Below are 15,911 nucleotides of genomic sequence, written 5' to 3' on the forward strand. Positions count from 1 at the left end.
ACCTGTAGGTCCGCACCAATCAGGGAATGAGCATCTGCACCTGCCCTGGCACAATGATCTTGATCACCCCGGCCCAGGTGCACATCAGGGTGCTGTTGGCATCGATGGCCGGCATGTTGCCCAGCAACAGGGTCGGGGCGCCGCCGGGAATCCAGGGAGCGGCGGTGGCCGGGATGCAGGGCATGGGGGTCAGCACACCGAGTGCCGCAGCGGTGGCGGCGGCCACAGTCGGGTTCGCCAGGCTCATGCACATGCCAAACGTGGTGATGTTCACCAGGGGAATGTGATCCATGATATTCGCCGCCGGCATCCCGCCGGTCAGCAGCCGATTGACCGGCAGCACATTGAGCACCGCCGGGGCGGCGCCGAAACTGCACTGCAAGGTTGCGGTGCCACAGACTTGCGGGCATCCCATCGCGATGGCTCCCTGAAAAGCGACAGACGCTGAAACCATAGCTCATCCACCCGGATCAGGCCCGCTGATTATCCTGCAACACGCTAACCTATAAGACCCTGGCGTGCTTGTGACGCCTCTCACCTGCCATTAGATTAGCCAATGATCGATGGCCTCCAAAATAAGCAGAAGGGATAAGCATGGCGTTTACTGATCAGTCCACCCGTGTCCGCGACGGTGAAGAACTCGATGCCAGTCTGATCGACCCGTACCTCAAGGCCCACATTCCAGGCCTCACCGGTACGCCGCAGATCAGCCAGTTTCCCGGTGGCGCTTCGAACCTGACTTACCTGCTGGAATACCCTGAACAGGAATTCGTCCTGCGGCGTCCGCCGTTCGGCCATAAAGCCAAGTCCGCCCACGACATGGGGCGTGAGTTCCGCATCCTCAATCAATTGCGCGAAGGTTTTCCGTATTGCCCGAAAGCCTATGTGCACTGCACCGACGAGTCGGTGATGGGCGCCGAGTTCTACGTGATGGAACGGCTCAAGGGCATCATCCTGCGCTCCGACCTGCCGCCGGAACTGGGTTTCGACGCTGCCCGTACCGAAGCCCTGTGCAAGAGTTTCATCGACCGGCTCGTCGAACTGCACCAGGTCGACTACAAGGCCTGCGGCCTGGCCGACCTGGGCAAACCCGAAGGTTACGTGGCCCGGCAGATCCGTGGCTGGAGCGACCGTTACGAAAAAGCCCTGACCCCGGACGCGCCGAAATGGGAGGCGGTCAAGGCCTGGCTCAACGAGAAGATGCCTGCCGACCACCCTACCTCCAGCATCGTCCATAACGACTACCGCTTCGACAACGTGATCCTCGACCCAGAGAACCCGATGCAGATCATCGGCGTGCTGGACTGGGAACTGACCACCATTGGCGACCCGCTGATGGATCTGGGCAACAGCCTCGCCTACTGGATCGAAGCCGGCGACCCGGCACCGGTGCAACTGATGCGCCGCCAACCGAGCCATGCACCGGGCATGCTGACCCGTCGCGAGTTCGTCGATTACTACGCTGAACGCGCCGGGATCCGCATCGACAACTTCGACTTCTATTACACCTACGGCCTGTTCCGCCTCGCCGGCATCGTCCAGCAGATCTACTACCGCTTCTTCCATGGCCAGACCCAGGACAAACGCTTCGCGCAGTTCGTTCAGATGAACAAACTGCTGGAGCAGATGAGCCTGCAGGTCATCAGCAAATCCACGCTCTGAGCGCATCTATAACAAGGAAACAGCATGTCCAAGACTCAGTTGTTCGACCTCGACGGTAAAATCGCTTTCGTTTCCGGCGCCAGCCGTGGCATCGGCGAAGCAATCGCCAAACTGCTGGCCCAGCAAGGCGCCCATGTGATCGTCTCGAGCCGCAAACTCGAGGGTTGCCAGCACGTGGCCGACGCCATCATCGCCGCTGGCGGCAAAGCGACCGCCATCGCCTGCCACATTGGTGAAATGGAACAGATCAGCCAGGTATTCGCCGGTATCCGCGAGCAGTTCGGGCGCCTGGACATCCTGGTGAACAACGCCGCCACCAACCCGCAGTTCTGTAACGTACTGGACACTGACCTGGGGGCGTTCCAGAAAACCGTCGACGTGAACATTCGCGGCTATTTCTTCATGTCGGTCGAAGCCGGCAAGCTGATGCGCGAGAACGGTGGCGGCAGCATCATCAACGTGGCGTCGATCAACGGCATCTCGCCGGGGATCTTCCAGGGCATCTATTCGGTGACCAAGGCCGCGGTGATCAACATGACCAAGGTGTTCGCCAAGGAATGCGCGCAATTCGGCATCCGCTGCAATGCCTTGCTGCCGGGCCTGACCGACACCAAGTTCGCCTCGGCGCTGGTCAAGAACGAAGCGATCCTGAAAACCGCCCTGGCGCAGATCCCGCTCAAGCGCGTGGCCGATCCAAGCGAAATGGCCGGCGCGGTGCTGTACCTGGCCAGTGATGCATCGAGCTATACCACGGGTGTGGCGCTGAATGTGGATGGGGGTTTCCTGTCCTGATGATGTTCCCTGTGGGAGCGAGCCTGCTCGCGATAGCGGTGGATCAGTGACATCAATACTGGCAGATCCAACGTCATCGCGAGCAGGCTCGCTCCCACAGGGATGGTGCAGTGACCGCCAGAAAATGAATATTTATTCCAATATTGCAATATGCGAATATTTATTCCATAAAGAGCCCTTCTGAAAATAAAAACTCAAAGGGCTCTTCCTCATGCACGAACTCGGCATCGGTCTGATTGGCACCGGCTTCATGGGTCGTGCCCATGCCTTGGCATTCCACAATGCCAAGGCGGTGTTCGACCTCCCCCTGAACCTGAAACTGGCGGCCCTGGCCGATGCCGATCCCCAGCGTGCCCGGCAGTGCGCCCAGAACTGGGGGTTCGAGACGGCCCACAGCGACTGGCAGCGGCTGATCGACGACCCGAAGGTTCACCTGGTCGCCATCACCACCCCCAACCACCTGCACTTTCCGATGGCCATGGCGGCGCTGGCGGCGGGCAAGCCGGTCTATTGTGAAAAGCCCCTGGCGGTGTCCCTGGAGCAGGCCGGACAGATGCGCCAGGCAGCCAAGGCCGCCGGGGTGGTGACGCGGGTCGGCTACAACTACCAGCACAACCCGATTATCCAACGGGCGCGGGACATGATCCAACGCGGCGAGCTGGGGCAGATCATCAGTTTCCAGGGCGAGTTCAGCGAAGACTTCATGGCCGACCCGACCTCACCGTGGTCATGGCGCTGCGAAGCCGCCCACGCTGGCGGCGCACTGGCGGATCTGGGCAGTCATTTGCTGGCCATGGCCCGTCATTTATTGGGCGATGTCGCGGCTGTGTGCGCCGACAGCCAGACCGTACACAGCCAGCGTCCCGCCAGCGCCGGCAACACTGAACAACGCGCCATCGCCGTGGATGACCAGGTCCACGCCCTGCTGCGCTTTGCCAACGGCGCCCGAGGTACGGTCAGCAGCAGTTGGCTCAAGCACGGCTACAAGAACCACCTGAGCTTAGAGATCAGCGGCACGCTCGGCACCCTGGCGTTCGATCAGGAACGACTGAATGAACTGCGCGTGTGCCGCCTCGGCCATGGGGGCTTCCAACGTCTGCTGGCCGGCCCGGATCTGCCAGGCTATGCCGCGTTCAGTCCAGCGGCCGGGCATCAGTTGGGGTACAACGAATTGAAGACCCTGGAGGTCCAGGAACTGGTCATGGCCCTCGCCGGCCAGGGCGCCGGCGGGACGGATTTCGACGAGGCCTGGGAGGTGGAGCGGCTGGCGGCGGCGATTCGCATCGCCGCGCGGGAGGAGCGTTGGGTGGAGGTCGGTGGGCTATAACTACTCACTTTCTCACTGTATGAAAACCCTTGTGGCGAAGGGGTTTCTGTGGGAGCAAGGCTTGCCCGCGATGCCGGTCCCTCGTCCGCTGAGCAAGCGCTATCGCTCATCGCGAGCAAGCTTTGCTCCTACCTGGGACCTCATTCAATCCCAATCTTGGGTTTGCAGTTCAACCAAACGCGCTGCCAGCGCCTTGGCCTGGCTCGCCACATCGGTCACTGCGGTGCTTTCCCACCACATTCCGCGCAACGGTGGTCCCATGGCGAACAGACGACTGGCGGGATCGCCCCGGGCATCCAGCACTGCGCCATCGGCATGGGCGGCGACGCCCAGGGCCAACGGGCCGGGCTGGACCAATCCACGAGCCAGCAGTTGTTGAGGCAACGGCCGCGCCACACGACGCCAGTCATACTCAATGCCACTGGAGTTGATCAGTGCAGCGCCCTGCACCACCGTCAGATCCGACTCGCCTCGCCGGCGAATGCGGATGTTCACCGTTCCCTCGGCAGACGACGCCAGCCCTTTGAACGACGCCGCCTGGATCCGCAACCGCCCTTCCTCGTGCAGCCGCGCCACCAGCTCGGCGCTCAAGGGTGGGGAACGATGATGATGACTCTCCCACCACGGCCGCACATGTCGCACGAACTGCCGGCGCTGCACATCACTTGCCTGGTTCCACAAGCGCCCGATGTGTGCCCGAACGGTGTCCAGCGGCGCTTGCCAATCGATCCCTAGGGCGTGGGCCTGGCGGCATTGCTCACGCAAGGCCCGCATCAATTGGCGTGGCGAGCGGAGACTGTGATCGTCGGCGAGAAAGTCCACCCACTCAGGCGGTTGGCGGCGCACATGGGGCAGCAGGCCGTGGCGGGAAAACACTTCGATCGGTCCGCGATGCCCGGCCTGTTCCAGCGACACGACGGCATCGACCATGGTCAGCCCCGAGCCGATGATCAGCACCGTTGAGTGCGGGTCGAGCTGGCGCATCGCAGCCACATCCCAAGGATCCAGGGCCTCGGCATTCAAGCCGCTGGATTCGGTTTGCGGAGTGCGCGCCGCCGGGAACATGCCGGTGGCCAGCACCGCGAAACGGCCACGCAAGATTTGGCCGTCATCCAACGTCAGCACCACGGCATCGTCGGCAAGCTGCAGGTCCACGGCCTCCCCGCGCACGTGCTCGGCGGTCGAACCGTTTTGTGCGCCCAACTCACGAGCCTCGGCAAGGCGTTGCTGCACATAGAGGCCGAATATCCCCCGGGGTGGGAACAGCTCGCTGACCGGTACATGCTGCTGATCCGACTCGGGCCAGCCACCAGCCTCGATGAATTCAGCGAGCCATTGGGTCAGGTCATCGGCGTTGTCCGGATCGACGCTCATACGCGCGGCATTGCCGTTCAAGGTGTGGCCCAGCTCCACGGCGCTGTAGGCCTCACCCCGACCCAGCTCGCTGCGCGGCTCGACGATCAATACCTCGCGCCGGCCCGGCAGGCGCAGCAATTGTGCCGCCAACATGGCACCGCTCAGGCCGCCGCCGATGATAAGGATATCAGCGTGACGCGGCGCTCCCAGGGTCGGATTGTTTTCCATTGAACGCTTCCATATAAAACAGACAGCACCTATCGGTTGCTGGTCCTCAAGCCTAGGGTTCCGGTGAGGATCTTCGATGAGACGAGCGCTACCTTACTGTTTTGCCTGCTGTTATGGAAGCTGATCGAAATGTTGAGCAAAGCCCGCCTTCTACGGTTGCAAGACGGCATATATCCGACGCCGCGCATCAAATATATCGCCGTTCAGGCGCCTGAATTCATACCGCAGCGATACCTCTGTAATGCGCTCTGGGAAATACCATTTTTGGTGCGAAATCAACATGCCATTGTCCAGCATTTGCTGGTCAACTGTCTTTGGAAGAAATAGCGAGCCTGCCCCTTCCAGACGTATATAAACCCATAGTCCTTCACCTAATTCGACACTTGGAAGAATAGGCACCTTCACGGTGAAATCTTTAAAAAAATCATAAGCAAGCTCTCCATCAGTGGCGGGTTCGATAACGGCTCGCGGCAATCGCACATCGACTGGATAAAACGAAGCGTCACTTTTAGTATCCATCACAGACACCTCCAAGCTTTGGCCAGGTATATAAACGGGCTGGTTTGAAAGCGCCCCAGAGCGTTCCAGACACTACACTCCCAACCAAAACAGAACTACTGACAGATCTGACAGGTGTATAAATAGTCAGCATCCATAAGCGTCAAATCACCACATTGCGTACAAACCGCGCTGCCACCAAACCATCGTTGCGATAGGCATGGGGCTGGTTGCTGGCGAACATGAAAAACTCACCGGCGCCGATCTGGTGCTCTTCGCTGCCCAGCGTCAGGGTCAGGCAGCCCTCGAATACATAGAGCTGCTCGCTCCAGCCATCGGCATCAGGTTCGGAGGGGTAATGCTCACCGGGCTCCAGGCGCCATTCCCAGAGTTCGACTTCGCGGCTGGCGGTGGCCTTGGCGAGCAAAACGGCTTTGCTGCCGGGGATGGTCCCGGCCCAGGCCAGTTCGTTGATGCGACTCGGGTCGCGGGCATCGGGGGCCTGGATCAGGTCGCTGAAGGCCACGTCGAGGGCTTCGGCGACACGGTCAAGGGTGGTCAGGCTGACATTCTTTTCGCCGGCCTCGATGGCCACCAACATGCGCCGGCTGACCCCGGACAGTTCGGCCAGGGTTGTCTGGCTGAGCTGTGCGGCGTGCCGCAGGCGGCGGACGTTCTGGCTGACGTGTTGCAGGACGGATGCCCGTTGACCGTTTTCTTTGTGCACTATATTGCTCATCTGCTGGGGTTGCGCATTATACTGCCCACCTTCTTCGGGCGCATTGTGCGTCCGCCTCAAGTGGCGCGCAAGGTCATGGCATCGGTGAACTCCCCTCAAGCTTCCTCCCGTTTCTCAAGGTTCAGCAAGGCCGAATGCGTGCTGGTGCTGATCACCATGATCTGGGGCGGAACTTTCTTGCTGGTACAACACGCCATGACGGTCAGCGGGCCGATGTTTTTCGTGGGCCTGCGCTTTGCCGCCGCAGCAGCGTTTGTCGCGCTGTTTTCCTGGCGGCAGCTGCGCGACCTGACCCTGTTCGAACTCAAGGCCGGGTGCTTCATCGGCGTGGCGATCATGCTCGGCTATGGCTTGCAGACCGTCGGCCTGCAGACCATTCCCAGCAGCCAGTCGGCGTTCATTACCGCGCTGTACGTGCCGTTCGTGCCGCTGTTGCAGTGGCTGGTGCTGGGCCGTCGGCCCGGCTTGATGCCCAGCCTCGGCATCATGCTGGCGTTCACCGGGTTGATGCTGGTGTCGGGCCCGGCCGGAGCATCGTTGAATTTCAGCCCCGGTGAAATCGCCACGCTGATCAGTGCCATCGCCATTGCCGCCGAAATCATCCTGATCAGCGCCTATGCCGGTCAGGTCGATGTGCGCCGGGTAACCGTGGTGCAACTGGCAAGTACGGCGGTGCTGGCATTTTTGATGGTGGTGCCCACCCAGGAAAGAATTCCGGACTTTTCCTGGCTGTTGCTGGTCAGCGCCGTAGGCCTGGGGGCGGCCAGCGCGGCGATCCAGGTGGCGATGAACTGGGCACAGAAAAGCGTCTCGCCGACCCGCGCCACACTGATCTATGCCGGCGAACCGGTGTGGGCCGGCATCGCCGGACGCCTGGCGGGCGAACGACTGCCAGCAATTGCCTTGTTCGGCGCGGCACTGATCGTGGCAGCGGTGATTGTCAGTGAGCTGAAGACCCGGGGCAAAGGTAGCGTCGAGGTGGATGAGGGGCTTGAACGCGAGCAGTGAGGGCGGTAGAAGCTTAGAAGCCGTGTAGGAGCTGTGTAGGAGCTGACGAGTGCAACGAGGCTGCGATCTTTCCCCAGACACTTGAATCACAAGCGAAAGATCAAAAGATCGCAGCCTTCGGCAGCTCCTACACAAGCCCAGCGGGAGCAAGCTCCCTCGCCACGGGTTATATGTATGGCGGGTTATATGTATGGCGCGTTATCTCCTGACAGGCATTACCCAAGTGCCTTCAATCACTCGCTTCGACGGTCGTTGAACACAACATAGACCGGCTCCAATCCCGAATCCTGGGGAAACACCACGACATAATCATCGAATCGAACCTCTTCGACGGATTCAAAAGTTTCCAATGTCGATACCGGCGAAGCGTGAATGAAACCGGCAGAATCGAGTCGATTTTGCTCGGACGCAATAGGCGCCTCCAAGCTATCCGCACGGGTCCATTCAATCACTCGGGCTTGCGGGCCGTCCGTGGTCAAGCGAAAAACCCGTCTAACTTCATCCCAAACCGCCAGCCTTACGCGCACCTTGGACGGCAACACACCCATGGCAGGGGTGATGTAGATCTGAAACAGTTCACGTATTTCTTTCAGGCCCCTGAAACGGCTGCCGGGTCTTGTCGCGGTCGTTGCAGTGCTCATTCGCAACGGCAACGCCACCTCGCCCAGCAGCGCGGCGAGGGCCTGCTGCCTCGGCAACCGATTGCAGCGCGGGTCCGTCGGTGAGACCTAGCGCTTGTGCCGGTAAGCCGACACCCTGGAACAGGCGGCTGCGTTGTTCTGGTGTCAGTTCGCCGTTGCCCAACTCCGGCGAGTAGACCATCGCCGTGACGAAGACCGGGCCCGTTCTGGCCAGGATCCGTCCGTAGTCCTTGAGCGTTTCGACGGAAGCGGCGACGGCCTGTTCCAACACCGTTGCGGCTTGCTGGCCGACAAACACCGCGTCCCGGGTCAATACCATCCCGCCCGCAGTCATCGAAGGCGCGGGTACGCTCACGGTATGGGCTTGCCTGAATTTCTCCAGCCGGACGCTTTCGTCAACCTGCTGTTTGAAGCGAATGCGCTCCGCCCGCTGCTCGGCATACTGACGCTGGCGCTCCCAGACGGCTTCCCGTTCACGCCACACCACCGTCTGTTCGGCATGGTGCCTGGCTAGCGCGTTGGATTTTTCGGTCAGGACCTTGATCTGCGCGGACAGTAATTGCGCCTCTTGGGCAGCGCTATAAGCCTGCTCCCAGAGTCGATGACCTTCTTCAAGCGCGGCGCCGAATTGAGCCAGTCGCGTGCGGTAGTCGCTCGCCGAACGGGTGAGCGGATCCTGTCCGTCGAAGACACGGGCGGCGCTGTTCTTGGCGTTGAGTTCCGTGGTTTTTCGGGCGATCAGCCCGTCGATCTCGTTTTTCTCTTTGGTGATGGTGTAAAGCTGCCAGCGTTCGGTCGAGTTCGAAACGGGGGGCCGTTTTGCGGCGGCGATGTCCTTTTGAAGAGATGCGTCGAGTTGCTGCCTTTTGCCCGCGAAGTTCCGATCCACCTCGGCCCGGGTATTGGTGTATCGCTGGACCATTGTCGCCAGCGCTTGTTGCCGTGCCTGGAGACGCGCTTGCTCCTGGGCCATGGCGGTGGCCTTGGCCTTCCGCGTCTGCCTTTGCCTGAGCTTCTTGCTGGGCCTTAAGCTGTTCGTACCTGGCTCTGGCCCTGGCTTTACGGCGGCGTCTGCTGCGCCTGCTGCCCGAGCCACCAAACCCGCCTGAAAAGCCGCCGCTTCCGATCTGGAAACCGCCACCTGAAGCCGTTGGCCCAGGCCTGATGACTACTGTTCCATCTGATCCATCGTTAAGTGTTTGCTTTGCCATACAGATCTCCTTCTCTGTATGGCGCAGCATGGCGATGAAGCCGTGCTGAAGTGCGGTACATAGGTACCGCTCCCGGAGACCGTTCGTGTGGTACGAGTGCCTTGTTATCCTTGGCCGATCCCAACGAACCGGCGCTCACCGAAACACCCCAAAACAGGAAAAATCCCTCTACCTTGTAGGATTCTGCGACAGGCTGGCGGTTGGTGATCGGACGCACGCCACGTATGATCCCTGACAAACTCCCGCCGAATAGAAGCCTATGTCACTGATAGTTCTATTGCTTTTGCCCTTCATCGGCAGCTGTGTCGCGGCACTGCTGCCGCATAACGCCCGTAACGCCGAATCTTTGCTGGCAGGCCTCGTGGCCTTGGTCGGCACCGTTCAGGTGGCTTTGCTATATCCGCAGATCGCCAACGGCGGCGTGATTCGTGAGGAGTATTTCTGGCTACCGAGCCTGGGCCTGAATTTCGTGCTGCGCCTGGACGGTTTCGCCTGGCTGTTCGCGATGCTGGTGCTGGGCATCGGCACGCTGGTGTCGCTGTATGCCCGCTACTACATGTCGCCGGACGATCCGGTGCCGCGTTTCTTTGCGTTTTTCCTGGCCTTCATGGGTGCCATGCTTGGGTTGGTGATTTCCGGCAACCTGATCCAGATGGTGTTCTTCTGGGAACTGACCAGCCTGTTCTCATTCCTGCTGATCGGCTATTGGCACCACCGCGCCGATGCCCGGCGCGGTGCCTACATGGCCTTGATGGTGACCGGGGCCGGCGGGCTGTGCCTGTTGGCCGGCGTGATGATCCTCGGCCATGTGGTGGGCAGCTATGACCTGGACAAGGTCCTGGCTGCCGGCAACGTGATCCGTGACCACACCCTCTACCCCGTTCTGCTGCCGCTGATCCTGATCGGCGCGCTGAGCAAAAGTGCGCAATTTCCTTTTCATTTCTGGCTTCCCCATGCCATGGCCGCGCCCACCCCGGTGTCGGCGTATCTGCACTCGGCCACCATGGTCAAGGCCGGTGTATTCCTGCTGGCACGGTTGTGGCCGTCGCTGTCGGGCAGTGAGCAATGGTTCTACATCGTCGGCGGCGCCGGCGCCTGTACGTTGTTACTGGGCGCCTACTGCGCGATGTTTCAGAACGACCTCAAGGGCCTGCTGGCCTATTCCACCATCAGCCATCTGGGCTTGATCACTCTGCTGCTGGGCCTCAACAGTCCCCTGGCCGCGGTGGCGGCGGTGTTTCATATTCTTAACCACGCCACCTTCAAAGCCTCGCTGTTCATGGCCGCCGGGATCATCGACCACGAAAGCGGCACCCGCGATATTCGCCGGCTCAGCGGCCTGGTGCGGCTGATTCCGTTCACCGCCACCCTGGCCATGGTCGCCAGCGCAGCGATGGCCGGGGTGCCGCTGCTCAACGGGTTTCTGTCCAAGGAAATGTTCTTCGCTGAAACCGTGTTCATTTCCGCCACGGCCTGGGTCGAGTTGGCGCTGCCAATCATCGCCACCATCGCCGGGACCTTCAGCGTCGCCTACTCTCTACGCTTTACCGTGGACGTGTTCTTCGGCCCCCCCGCCACCGACCTGCCCCATACCCCCCATGAACCTCCACGCTGGATGCGAGCGCCGGTGGAGTTGCTGGTGTTCGCCTGTCTGCTGGTAGGCATTTTCCCGGCCCAGGTGGTCGGCTCGTTACTGGCAGCCGCCGCATTGCCGGTGGTGGGCGGCCCCTTGCCCGAGTACAGCCTGGCAATCTGGCATGGCCTGAACGCGCCGATGATCATGAGCCTGGTGGCAATGTCCGGCGGCATCGTGCTTTATCTGCTGCTGCGCAATCAGCTCAAACTGGGCCACATCACGCATCCACCGTTCATTGGTCGATTCAGCGGCAAGCGCCTGTTCGAGCGCTGCCTGGTGCTGATGATGCGTCAGGGCCGACGGCTGGAACGCAAGATCAGCACCCGGCGCCTGCAAGCGCAGTTGTTCTGGCTGGTGCTGGCCGCCGTCCTGGCGGGACTGATTCCGATGCTCAACAGCTCGCTGGTGTGGGGCGACCGGCCGAAGATACCCGGCTCCATCGTGTTCGTGACCCTGTGGCTGCTGGCGATCGCCTGCGCCCTGGGGGCGGCCTGGCAGGCCAAGTATCACCGGCTCGCGGCCCTGACCATGGTCAGCGTCTGCGGCCTGATGACCTGCGTGACCTTCGTCTGGTTCTCGGCCCCCGATCTGGCCCTGACACAACTGGCCGTGGAAGTGGTGACCACCGTGCTGATCCTGCTGGGCCTGCGCTGGCTGCCCCGGCGGATCGAGGATGCAGCGCCGCGGCCCAACAGCGAACGACGCGCCCGCATCCGGCGCCTGCGGGACTTGCTGCTGTCCATCGCCGTGGGTGGCGGCATGGCGCTGCTGTCCTACGCGATGCTGACCCGTCAGACACCCAACGATATTTCCTCGTTTTACCTCAGCCGGGCCTTGCCCGAGGGCGGCGGCAGCAACGTGGTGAACGTGATGCTGGTAGATTTCCGCGGCTTCGACACCCTGGGAGAGATCACGGTGCTGGCGGCGGTTGCTCTGGCGGTCTTCGCCCTGCTACGACGTTTCCGGCCACCCAAGGAAAGCATGCAGCTACCGGCCCAACAGCGTCTGCTGGCACCCGACGTGGTCACCGATCTGGTCAACCCGCGCCACGCCAGTGATACCGCGCTGGGGTTCATGATGGTGCCGTCGGTGCTGGTGCGGTTGCTGCTGCCGATCTCCCTGGTGGTGTCGTTCTACCTGTTCATGCGCGGTCATAACCAACCCGGTGGCGGTTTCGTGGCCGGGTTGGTGATGTCGGTGGCGTTCATCCTGCAATACATGGTCGCCGGCACCCAATGGGTCGAGGCGCAGATGAACCTGCGTCCGCTGCGCTGGATGGGCACGGGGCTGTTGTTCGCCACGGTCACGGGGCTTGGCGCGATGGCGGTGGGTTATCCTTTCCTGACCACCCACACCTGGCATTTCGAATTGCCGTTGCTGGGTGATATTCACTTGGCCAGCGCGCTGTTCTTCGACATCGGCGTCTACGCCGTGGTGGTCGGTTCGACCCTGTTGATTCTCACCGCCCTGGCTCACCAGTCGGTGCGGGCCCACAAGCCTGGCCTGCATCCAAAACCCATTGCACAACCGGTAGCGGGAGGCACGGCCTGATGGAAGAAGTCATCGCAATAGCAATCGGCGTGCTGGCCGCCTCGGGGGTCTGGCTGGTGCTGCGACCACGGACGTTCCAAGTGGTCATGGGCCTGTGCCTGCTGTCCTATGGCGTCAATCTGTTCATCTTCAGCATGGGCAGTCTGTTCATCGGCAAGGAACCGATCATCAAGGACGGCATACCCCAGGACCTGCTGCATTACACCGACCCACTGCCCCAGGCCCTGGTCCTCACCGCGATTGTGATCAGCTTCGCCATGACCGCGCTGTTCCTGGTAGTCCTGCTGGCCTCCCGGGGCCTCACCGGCACGGACCATGTGGACGGTCGGGAGCCCAAGGAATGATGTTGACGCCTCATTTGATTGCCGCCCCTATCCTGCTGCCGCTGCTGACCGCTGCGTTGATGCTCATGCTTGGGGAGAAGCATCGCCCGCTCAAAGCGCGGATCAACCTGCTTTCCAGCCTGCTGGGCCTGGGCATCGCCATGCTGTTGTTGCAGTGGACCCAGGACCAGCCCCTGCCCGCCTCCATCGGCGTGTACCTGCCGGGCAACTGGCAGGCGCCGTTCGGCATCGTATTGGTGGTCGATCGTCTGTCGGCACTGATGCTGGTGCTGACCGGCATCATCGCCGTCAGTGCCTTGCTGTTCGCCACAGCTCGCTGGGATCGTGCCGGGGCGAGTTTCCATGCGCTGTTCCAGATCCAGTTGATGGGCCTCTACGGGGCTTTCCTGACGGCCGACCTGTTCAATCTGTTTGTGTTCTTCGAGGTGCTGCTGGCAGCTTCGTACGGTCTGATGCTCCACGGCTCGGGCCGGGCGCGGGTGTCGTCGGGGTTGCACTACATTTCCATCAACCTGCTGGCCTCGTCGCTGTTCCTGATCGGCGCGGCGCTGATCTATGGCGTCACCGGCACATTGAACATGGCTGACCTGGCGTTGAAGGTACCGCTGGTGCCGGAGGCCGACCGGGGTTTGCTGCACGCCGGGGCCGGCATCCTCGCGGTAGCGTTCCTGGCCAAGGCCGGGATGTGGCCGCTGAACTTCTGGCTGGTGCCGGCCTACAGCGCCGCCAGTGCACCGGTGGCGGCACTGTTCGCGATCATGACCAAGGTGGGCGTCTACACGATCCTGCGCCTGTGGACGTTGCTGTTCTCCGGCCAGGCCGGTGCCTCGGCGTATTTCGGCGGCGACTGGCTGATCTACGGCGGCATGGCGACGATCGTCTGTGCAGCCATCGCCATTCTTGCGGCCCAGCGCCTGGAGCGCATGGCCAGCCTGAGTATCCTGGTGTCCGCCGGGATCCTGTTGTCGGCCATCGGCTTTGCCCAGCCAAACCTGGTGGGTGCGGCGCTGTTTTATCTGGTGAGCTCGACCCTGGCACTCTGTGCGTTGTTCTTGCTGGCCGAGCTGATCGAACGCTCGCGCTCGGCCAACGAACCGTCGCTGGAGGACGATCTCGATGTCCTGCCCCGGCCGCTTGAATCCCTGCAACCGCCCAAGGGCATCAACCTCGATGACGAACAGAAAGCCGTGGTCGGGCAAGTCATTCCCTGGACCATGGCCTTCCTCGGCCTGAGTTTCATCGCCTGCACGCTGTTGGTGGTGGGCATGCCGCCACTTTCGGGATTCATCGGCAAGCTGGGGCTCATGAGTGCGCTGCTCAACCCTCAGGGGCTTGGGCAAAGTGTCGAACCGGTGTCGAATCAGGCGTGGGGTTTTTTGGCGTTGCTGATCCTGTCGGGGCTGGCGTCGTTGATCGCGTTCTCGCGCCTGGGTATCCAGCGTTTCTGGACGCCGCAAGAGCGGCCATCACCGTTGTTGCGACCTTTTGAATGCCTGCCGATCATCGTGCTACTGGGCTTGGGCATCGCGCTGACCTTCAAGGCCGAGCCACTGCTGCGCTACACCCAGGAGGCCGCCGCCGGGCTGAACAACCCCGAACACTATGTGATGTCGGTGCTAGCGACCCGCGCCGTCCCCGCCCCGAAAGCGGACAGTGCATTGACAGAGGTGCAGCCATGAAACGTCTGTTTCCTGCCCCTTGGTTGTCCCTGGCACTCTGCTTGCTCTGGCTGCTGTTGAACCTGTCCCTCAGCGCCGGGCACCTGCTGCTGGGAGCGGCACTGGGCGTGCTGGCACCTTTGATGATGCGTCCGTTGCGCCCCAGGCCCATCCACATCCGGCGGCCCTGGGCGGTGCTGCGGCTATTCCTGCGGGTGGGTCGCGAAGTGCTGGTGTCCAATCTGGCCGTGGCCTGGAGTGTGATGAACGCCGGACACCGCCCACCTCGCTCGCGGTTCATCAAGGTGCCGCTGGACCTGCACGATGCCAATGGGCTGGCCGCCCTGTCGATGATCACCACGGTGATTCCCGGCACGGTCTGGTCGGAACTGGCGCTGGATCGCAGCGTCCTGCTACTGCATGTGTTCGATCTGGACGACGAGGCGGCATTCATCGCGCACTTCAAGGCCACCTTCGAACGGCCGCTGATGGAGATTTTCGAATGAGCCCATTGCTGTCCAATGCGATTCTGTTGAGCCTGTTCCTGTTCTCGCTGACGATGATGCTGACCTTGCTGCGTCTGTTCAAGGGACCGTCGGCGCAAGACCGGGTACTGGCCCTGGACTACCTGTACATCGTGGCGATGCTGATGATGCTGGTGCTGGGCATTCGTTACGCCAGTGACACCTATTTCGAGGCGGCATTGATGATCGCCCTGTTTGGCTTTGTCGGCTCGTTCGCCCTGGCCAAGTTCCTGTTGCGCGGCGAGGTGATTGAATGAACGGCGAACTGTCGATGTGGGTCGAAATTCCCGTGGCAATCCTGCTGGTACTCAGCAGCTTGTTCGCCCTGGCCGGAGCGATCGGCCTGGTGCGTTTGAAGGACTATTTCCAGCGCATGCACCCACCGGCCCTGGCCTCGACACTGGGCGCCTGGTGCGTGGCACTGGCCTCGATCATCTATTTTTCAGCGCTCAAGTCCGGGCCGGTCCTGCATGCCTGGCTGATACCGATCCTGCTGTCCATCACGGTGCCGGTGACCACCCTGTTGCTGGCCCGGGCCGCGTTGTTTCGCAAACGCATGGCCGGAGATGACGTACCGGCGGAAGTCAGCAGCCGGAGGACCGAGCACGGCGGCTGACAAATTCCTGCGGCGTGTCCGCGGCGGCATTGAAGGCAAAGACAGACATGCGCTGTGCGCCTTCACCTACGCATGCCGCCAGAAATCCACCCGATGCCTCTTACGAAAATGTCCGGTTTG

Annotated in this window: 16 protein-coding genes; 10 read left to right on the forward strand and 6 right to left on the reverse strand. The window is 61.7% G+C overall.

The window, feature by feature from the left end; genetic code table 11:
- Window positions 1-19: 19 nt before the first annotated feature.
- Window positions 20-415, reverse strand: coding sequence for a DUF4280 domain-containing protein (locus tag MA884_RS00750; protein ID WP_256228475.1), 396 nt, complete (start codon window positions 413-415; stop codon window positions 20-22).
- Between the two features lie 179 nt (window positions 416-594).
- On the opposite strand from MA884_RS00750, the gene MA884_RS00755 reads away from it, so the two are divergent.
- From MA884_RS00755 to MA884_RS00765, 3 genes are all read left to right on the forward strand, one after another.
- Complete coding sequence (locus tag MA884_RS00755) at window positions 595-1,662, forward strand: phosphotransferase family protein (RefSeq protein ID WP_256228477.1); 1,068 nt, start codon at window positions 595-597, stop codon at window positions 1,660-1,662.
- A gap of 24 nt (window positions 1,663-1,686) precedes the next feature.
- Window positions 1,687-2,454 (forward strand): SDR family oxidoreductase, encoded by a 768-nt coding sequence (locus tag MA884_RS00760; protein ID WP_256228478.1) that lies wholly within the window; start codon window positions 1,687-1,689, stop codon window positions 2,452-2,454.
- A 211-nt stretch (window positions 2,455-2,665) separates the two neighbouring features.
- Window positions 2,666-3,781, forward strand: a complete 1,116-nt coding sequence (locus MA884_RS00765) for a Gfo/Idh/MocA family protein (RefSeq protein WP_256228479.1) — start codon at window positions 2,666-2,668, stop codon at window positions 3,779-3,781.
- 144 nt (window positions 3,782-3,925) lie between these two features.
- On the opposite strand, the gene MA884_RS00770 is transcribed toward MA884_RS00765, so the two are convergent.
- The 3 genes from MA884_RS00770 to MA884_RS00780 all read right to left on the reverse strand — a co-directional run bounded on the left by MA884_RS00770 (window position 3,926) and on the right by MA884_RS00780 (window position 6,590).
- Entirely contained in the window at window positions 3,926-5,365 is a 1,440-nt protein-coding gene (locus MA884_RS00770) for an FAD/NAD(P)-binding protein (RefSeq protein WP_256228480.1), read from the reverse strand.
- A gap of 150 nt (window positions 5,366-5,515) precedes the next feature.
- Window positions 5,516-5,884 (reverse strand): hypothetical protein, encoded by a 369-nt coding sequence (locus tag MA884_RS00775; RefSeq protein WP_256228481.1) that lies wholly within the window; start codon window positions 5,882-5,884, stop codon window positions 5,516-5,518.
- A gap of 142 nt (window positions 5,885-6,026) precedes the next feature.
- On the reverse strand, window positions 6,027-6,590 hold the full coding sequence (locus MA884_RS00780; RefSeq protein WP_256228482.1) for an XRE family transcriptional regulator: 564 nt from the start codon (window positions 6,588-6,590) through the stop codon (window positions 6,027-6,029).
- On the opposite strand from MA884_RS00780, the gene MA884_RS00785 reads away from it, so the two are divergent.
- Window positions 6,585-7,610 (forward strand): DMT family transporter, encoded by a 1,026-nt coding sequence (locus MA884_RS00785; protein WP_256228755.1) that lies wholly within the window; start codon window positions 6,585-6,587, stop codon window positions 7,608-7,610. The two genes, MA884_RS00780 and MA884_RS00785, sit on opposite strands and share 6 nt — an antisense overlap.
- A 233-nt stretch (window positions 7,611-7,843) precedes the next feature.
- Here the strand turns inward: MA884_RS00785 and MA884_RS00790 are convergent, their stop codons facing one another.
- Together MA884_RS00790 and MA884_RS00795 are read right to left on the reverse strand one after the other, a co-directional pair.
- Window positions 7,844-8,251 carry an S-type pyocin domain-containing protein gene (locus MA884_RS00790; RefSeq protein ID WP_256228483.1) on the reverse strand — a complete coding sequence of 136 codons (408 nt, stop codon included), beginning with the start codon at window positions 8,249-8,251 and terminating at the stop codon, window positions 7,844-7,846.
- On the reverse strand, window positions 8,187-9,224 hold the full coding sequence (locus MA884_RS00795; RefSeq protein ID WP_256228484.1) for a hypothetical protein: 1,038 nt from the start codon (window positions 9,222-9,224) through the stop codon (window positions 8,187-8,189). The genes MA884_RS00790 and MA884_RS00795 overlap by 65 nt, the downstream gene beginning before the upstream one ends.
- A gap of 497 nt (window positions 9,225-9,721) precedes the next feature.
- Between MA884_RS00795 and MA884_RS00800 the strand changes: the two genes are divergently transcribed.
- From MA884_RS00800 to MA884_RS00825, 6 genes are read left to right on the forward strand one after another with little or no spacing between them, the layout of a single operon-like run.
- On the forward strand, window positions 9,722-12,649 hold the full coding sequence (locus MA884_RS00800; protein WP_256228486.1) for a monovalent cation/H+ antiporter subunit A: 2,928 nt from the start codon (window positions 9,722-9,724) through the stop codon (window positions 12,647-12,649).
- Window positions 12,649-12,993, forward strand: coding sequence for a Na+/H+ antiporter subunit C (locus tag MA884_RS00805; RefSeq protein WP_047225720.1), 345 nt, complete (start codon window positions 12,649-12,651; stop codon window positions 12,991-12,993). Before MA884_RS00800 ends, MA884_RS00805 begins: the two co-directional genes overlap by 1 nt.
- Window positions 12,990-14,672: a monovalent cation/H+ antiporter subunit D gene (locus tag MA884_RS00810; RefSeq protein WP_256228488.1), complete on the forward strand. Its 1,683-nt coding sequence runs from the start codon at window positions 12,990-12,992 to the stop codon at window positions 14,670-14,672. The genes MA884_RS00805 and MA884_RS00810 overlap by 4 nt, the downstream gene beginning before the upstream one ends.
- A complete protein-coding gene (locus tag MA884_RS00815) occupies window positions 14,669-15,157 on the forward strand; it encodes a Na+/H+ antiporter subunit E (protein ID WP_256228489.1) in 489 nt (162 codons plus the stop codon). The genes MA884_RS00810 and MA884_RS00815 overlap by 4 nt, the downstream gene beginning before the upstream one ends.
- The gene (locus tag MA884_RS00820; protein WP_256228491.1) at window positions 15,154-15,432 is read left to right on the forward strand and encodes a K+/H+ antiporter subunit F; all 279 of its coding nucleotides are present in this window, start codon (window positions 15,154-15,156) and stop codon (window positions 15,430-15,432) included. Before MA884_RS00815 ends, MA884_RS00820 begins: the two co-directional genes overlap by 4 nt.
- Window positions 15,429-15,791, forward strand: a complete 363-nt coding sequence (locus MA884_RS00825) for a Na+/H+ antiporter subunit G (protein ID WP_256228492.1) — start codon at window positions 15,429-15,431, stop codon at window positions 15,789-15,791. The genes MA884_RS00820 and MA884_RS00825 overlap by 4 nt, the downstream gene beginning before the upstream one ends.
- The last annotated feature ends 120 nt before the right edge of the window (window positions 15,792-15,911 follow it).

The organism is Pseudomonas sp. Q11, from assembly GCF_024494355.1.
Lineage (GTDB): Bacteria > Pseudomonadota > Gammaproteobacteria > Pseudomonadales > Pseudomonadaceae > Aquipseudomonas > Aquipseudomonas hefeiensis.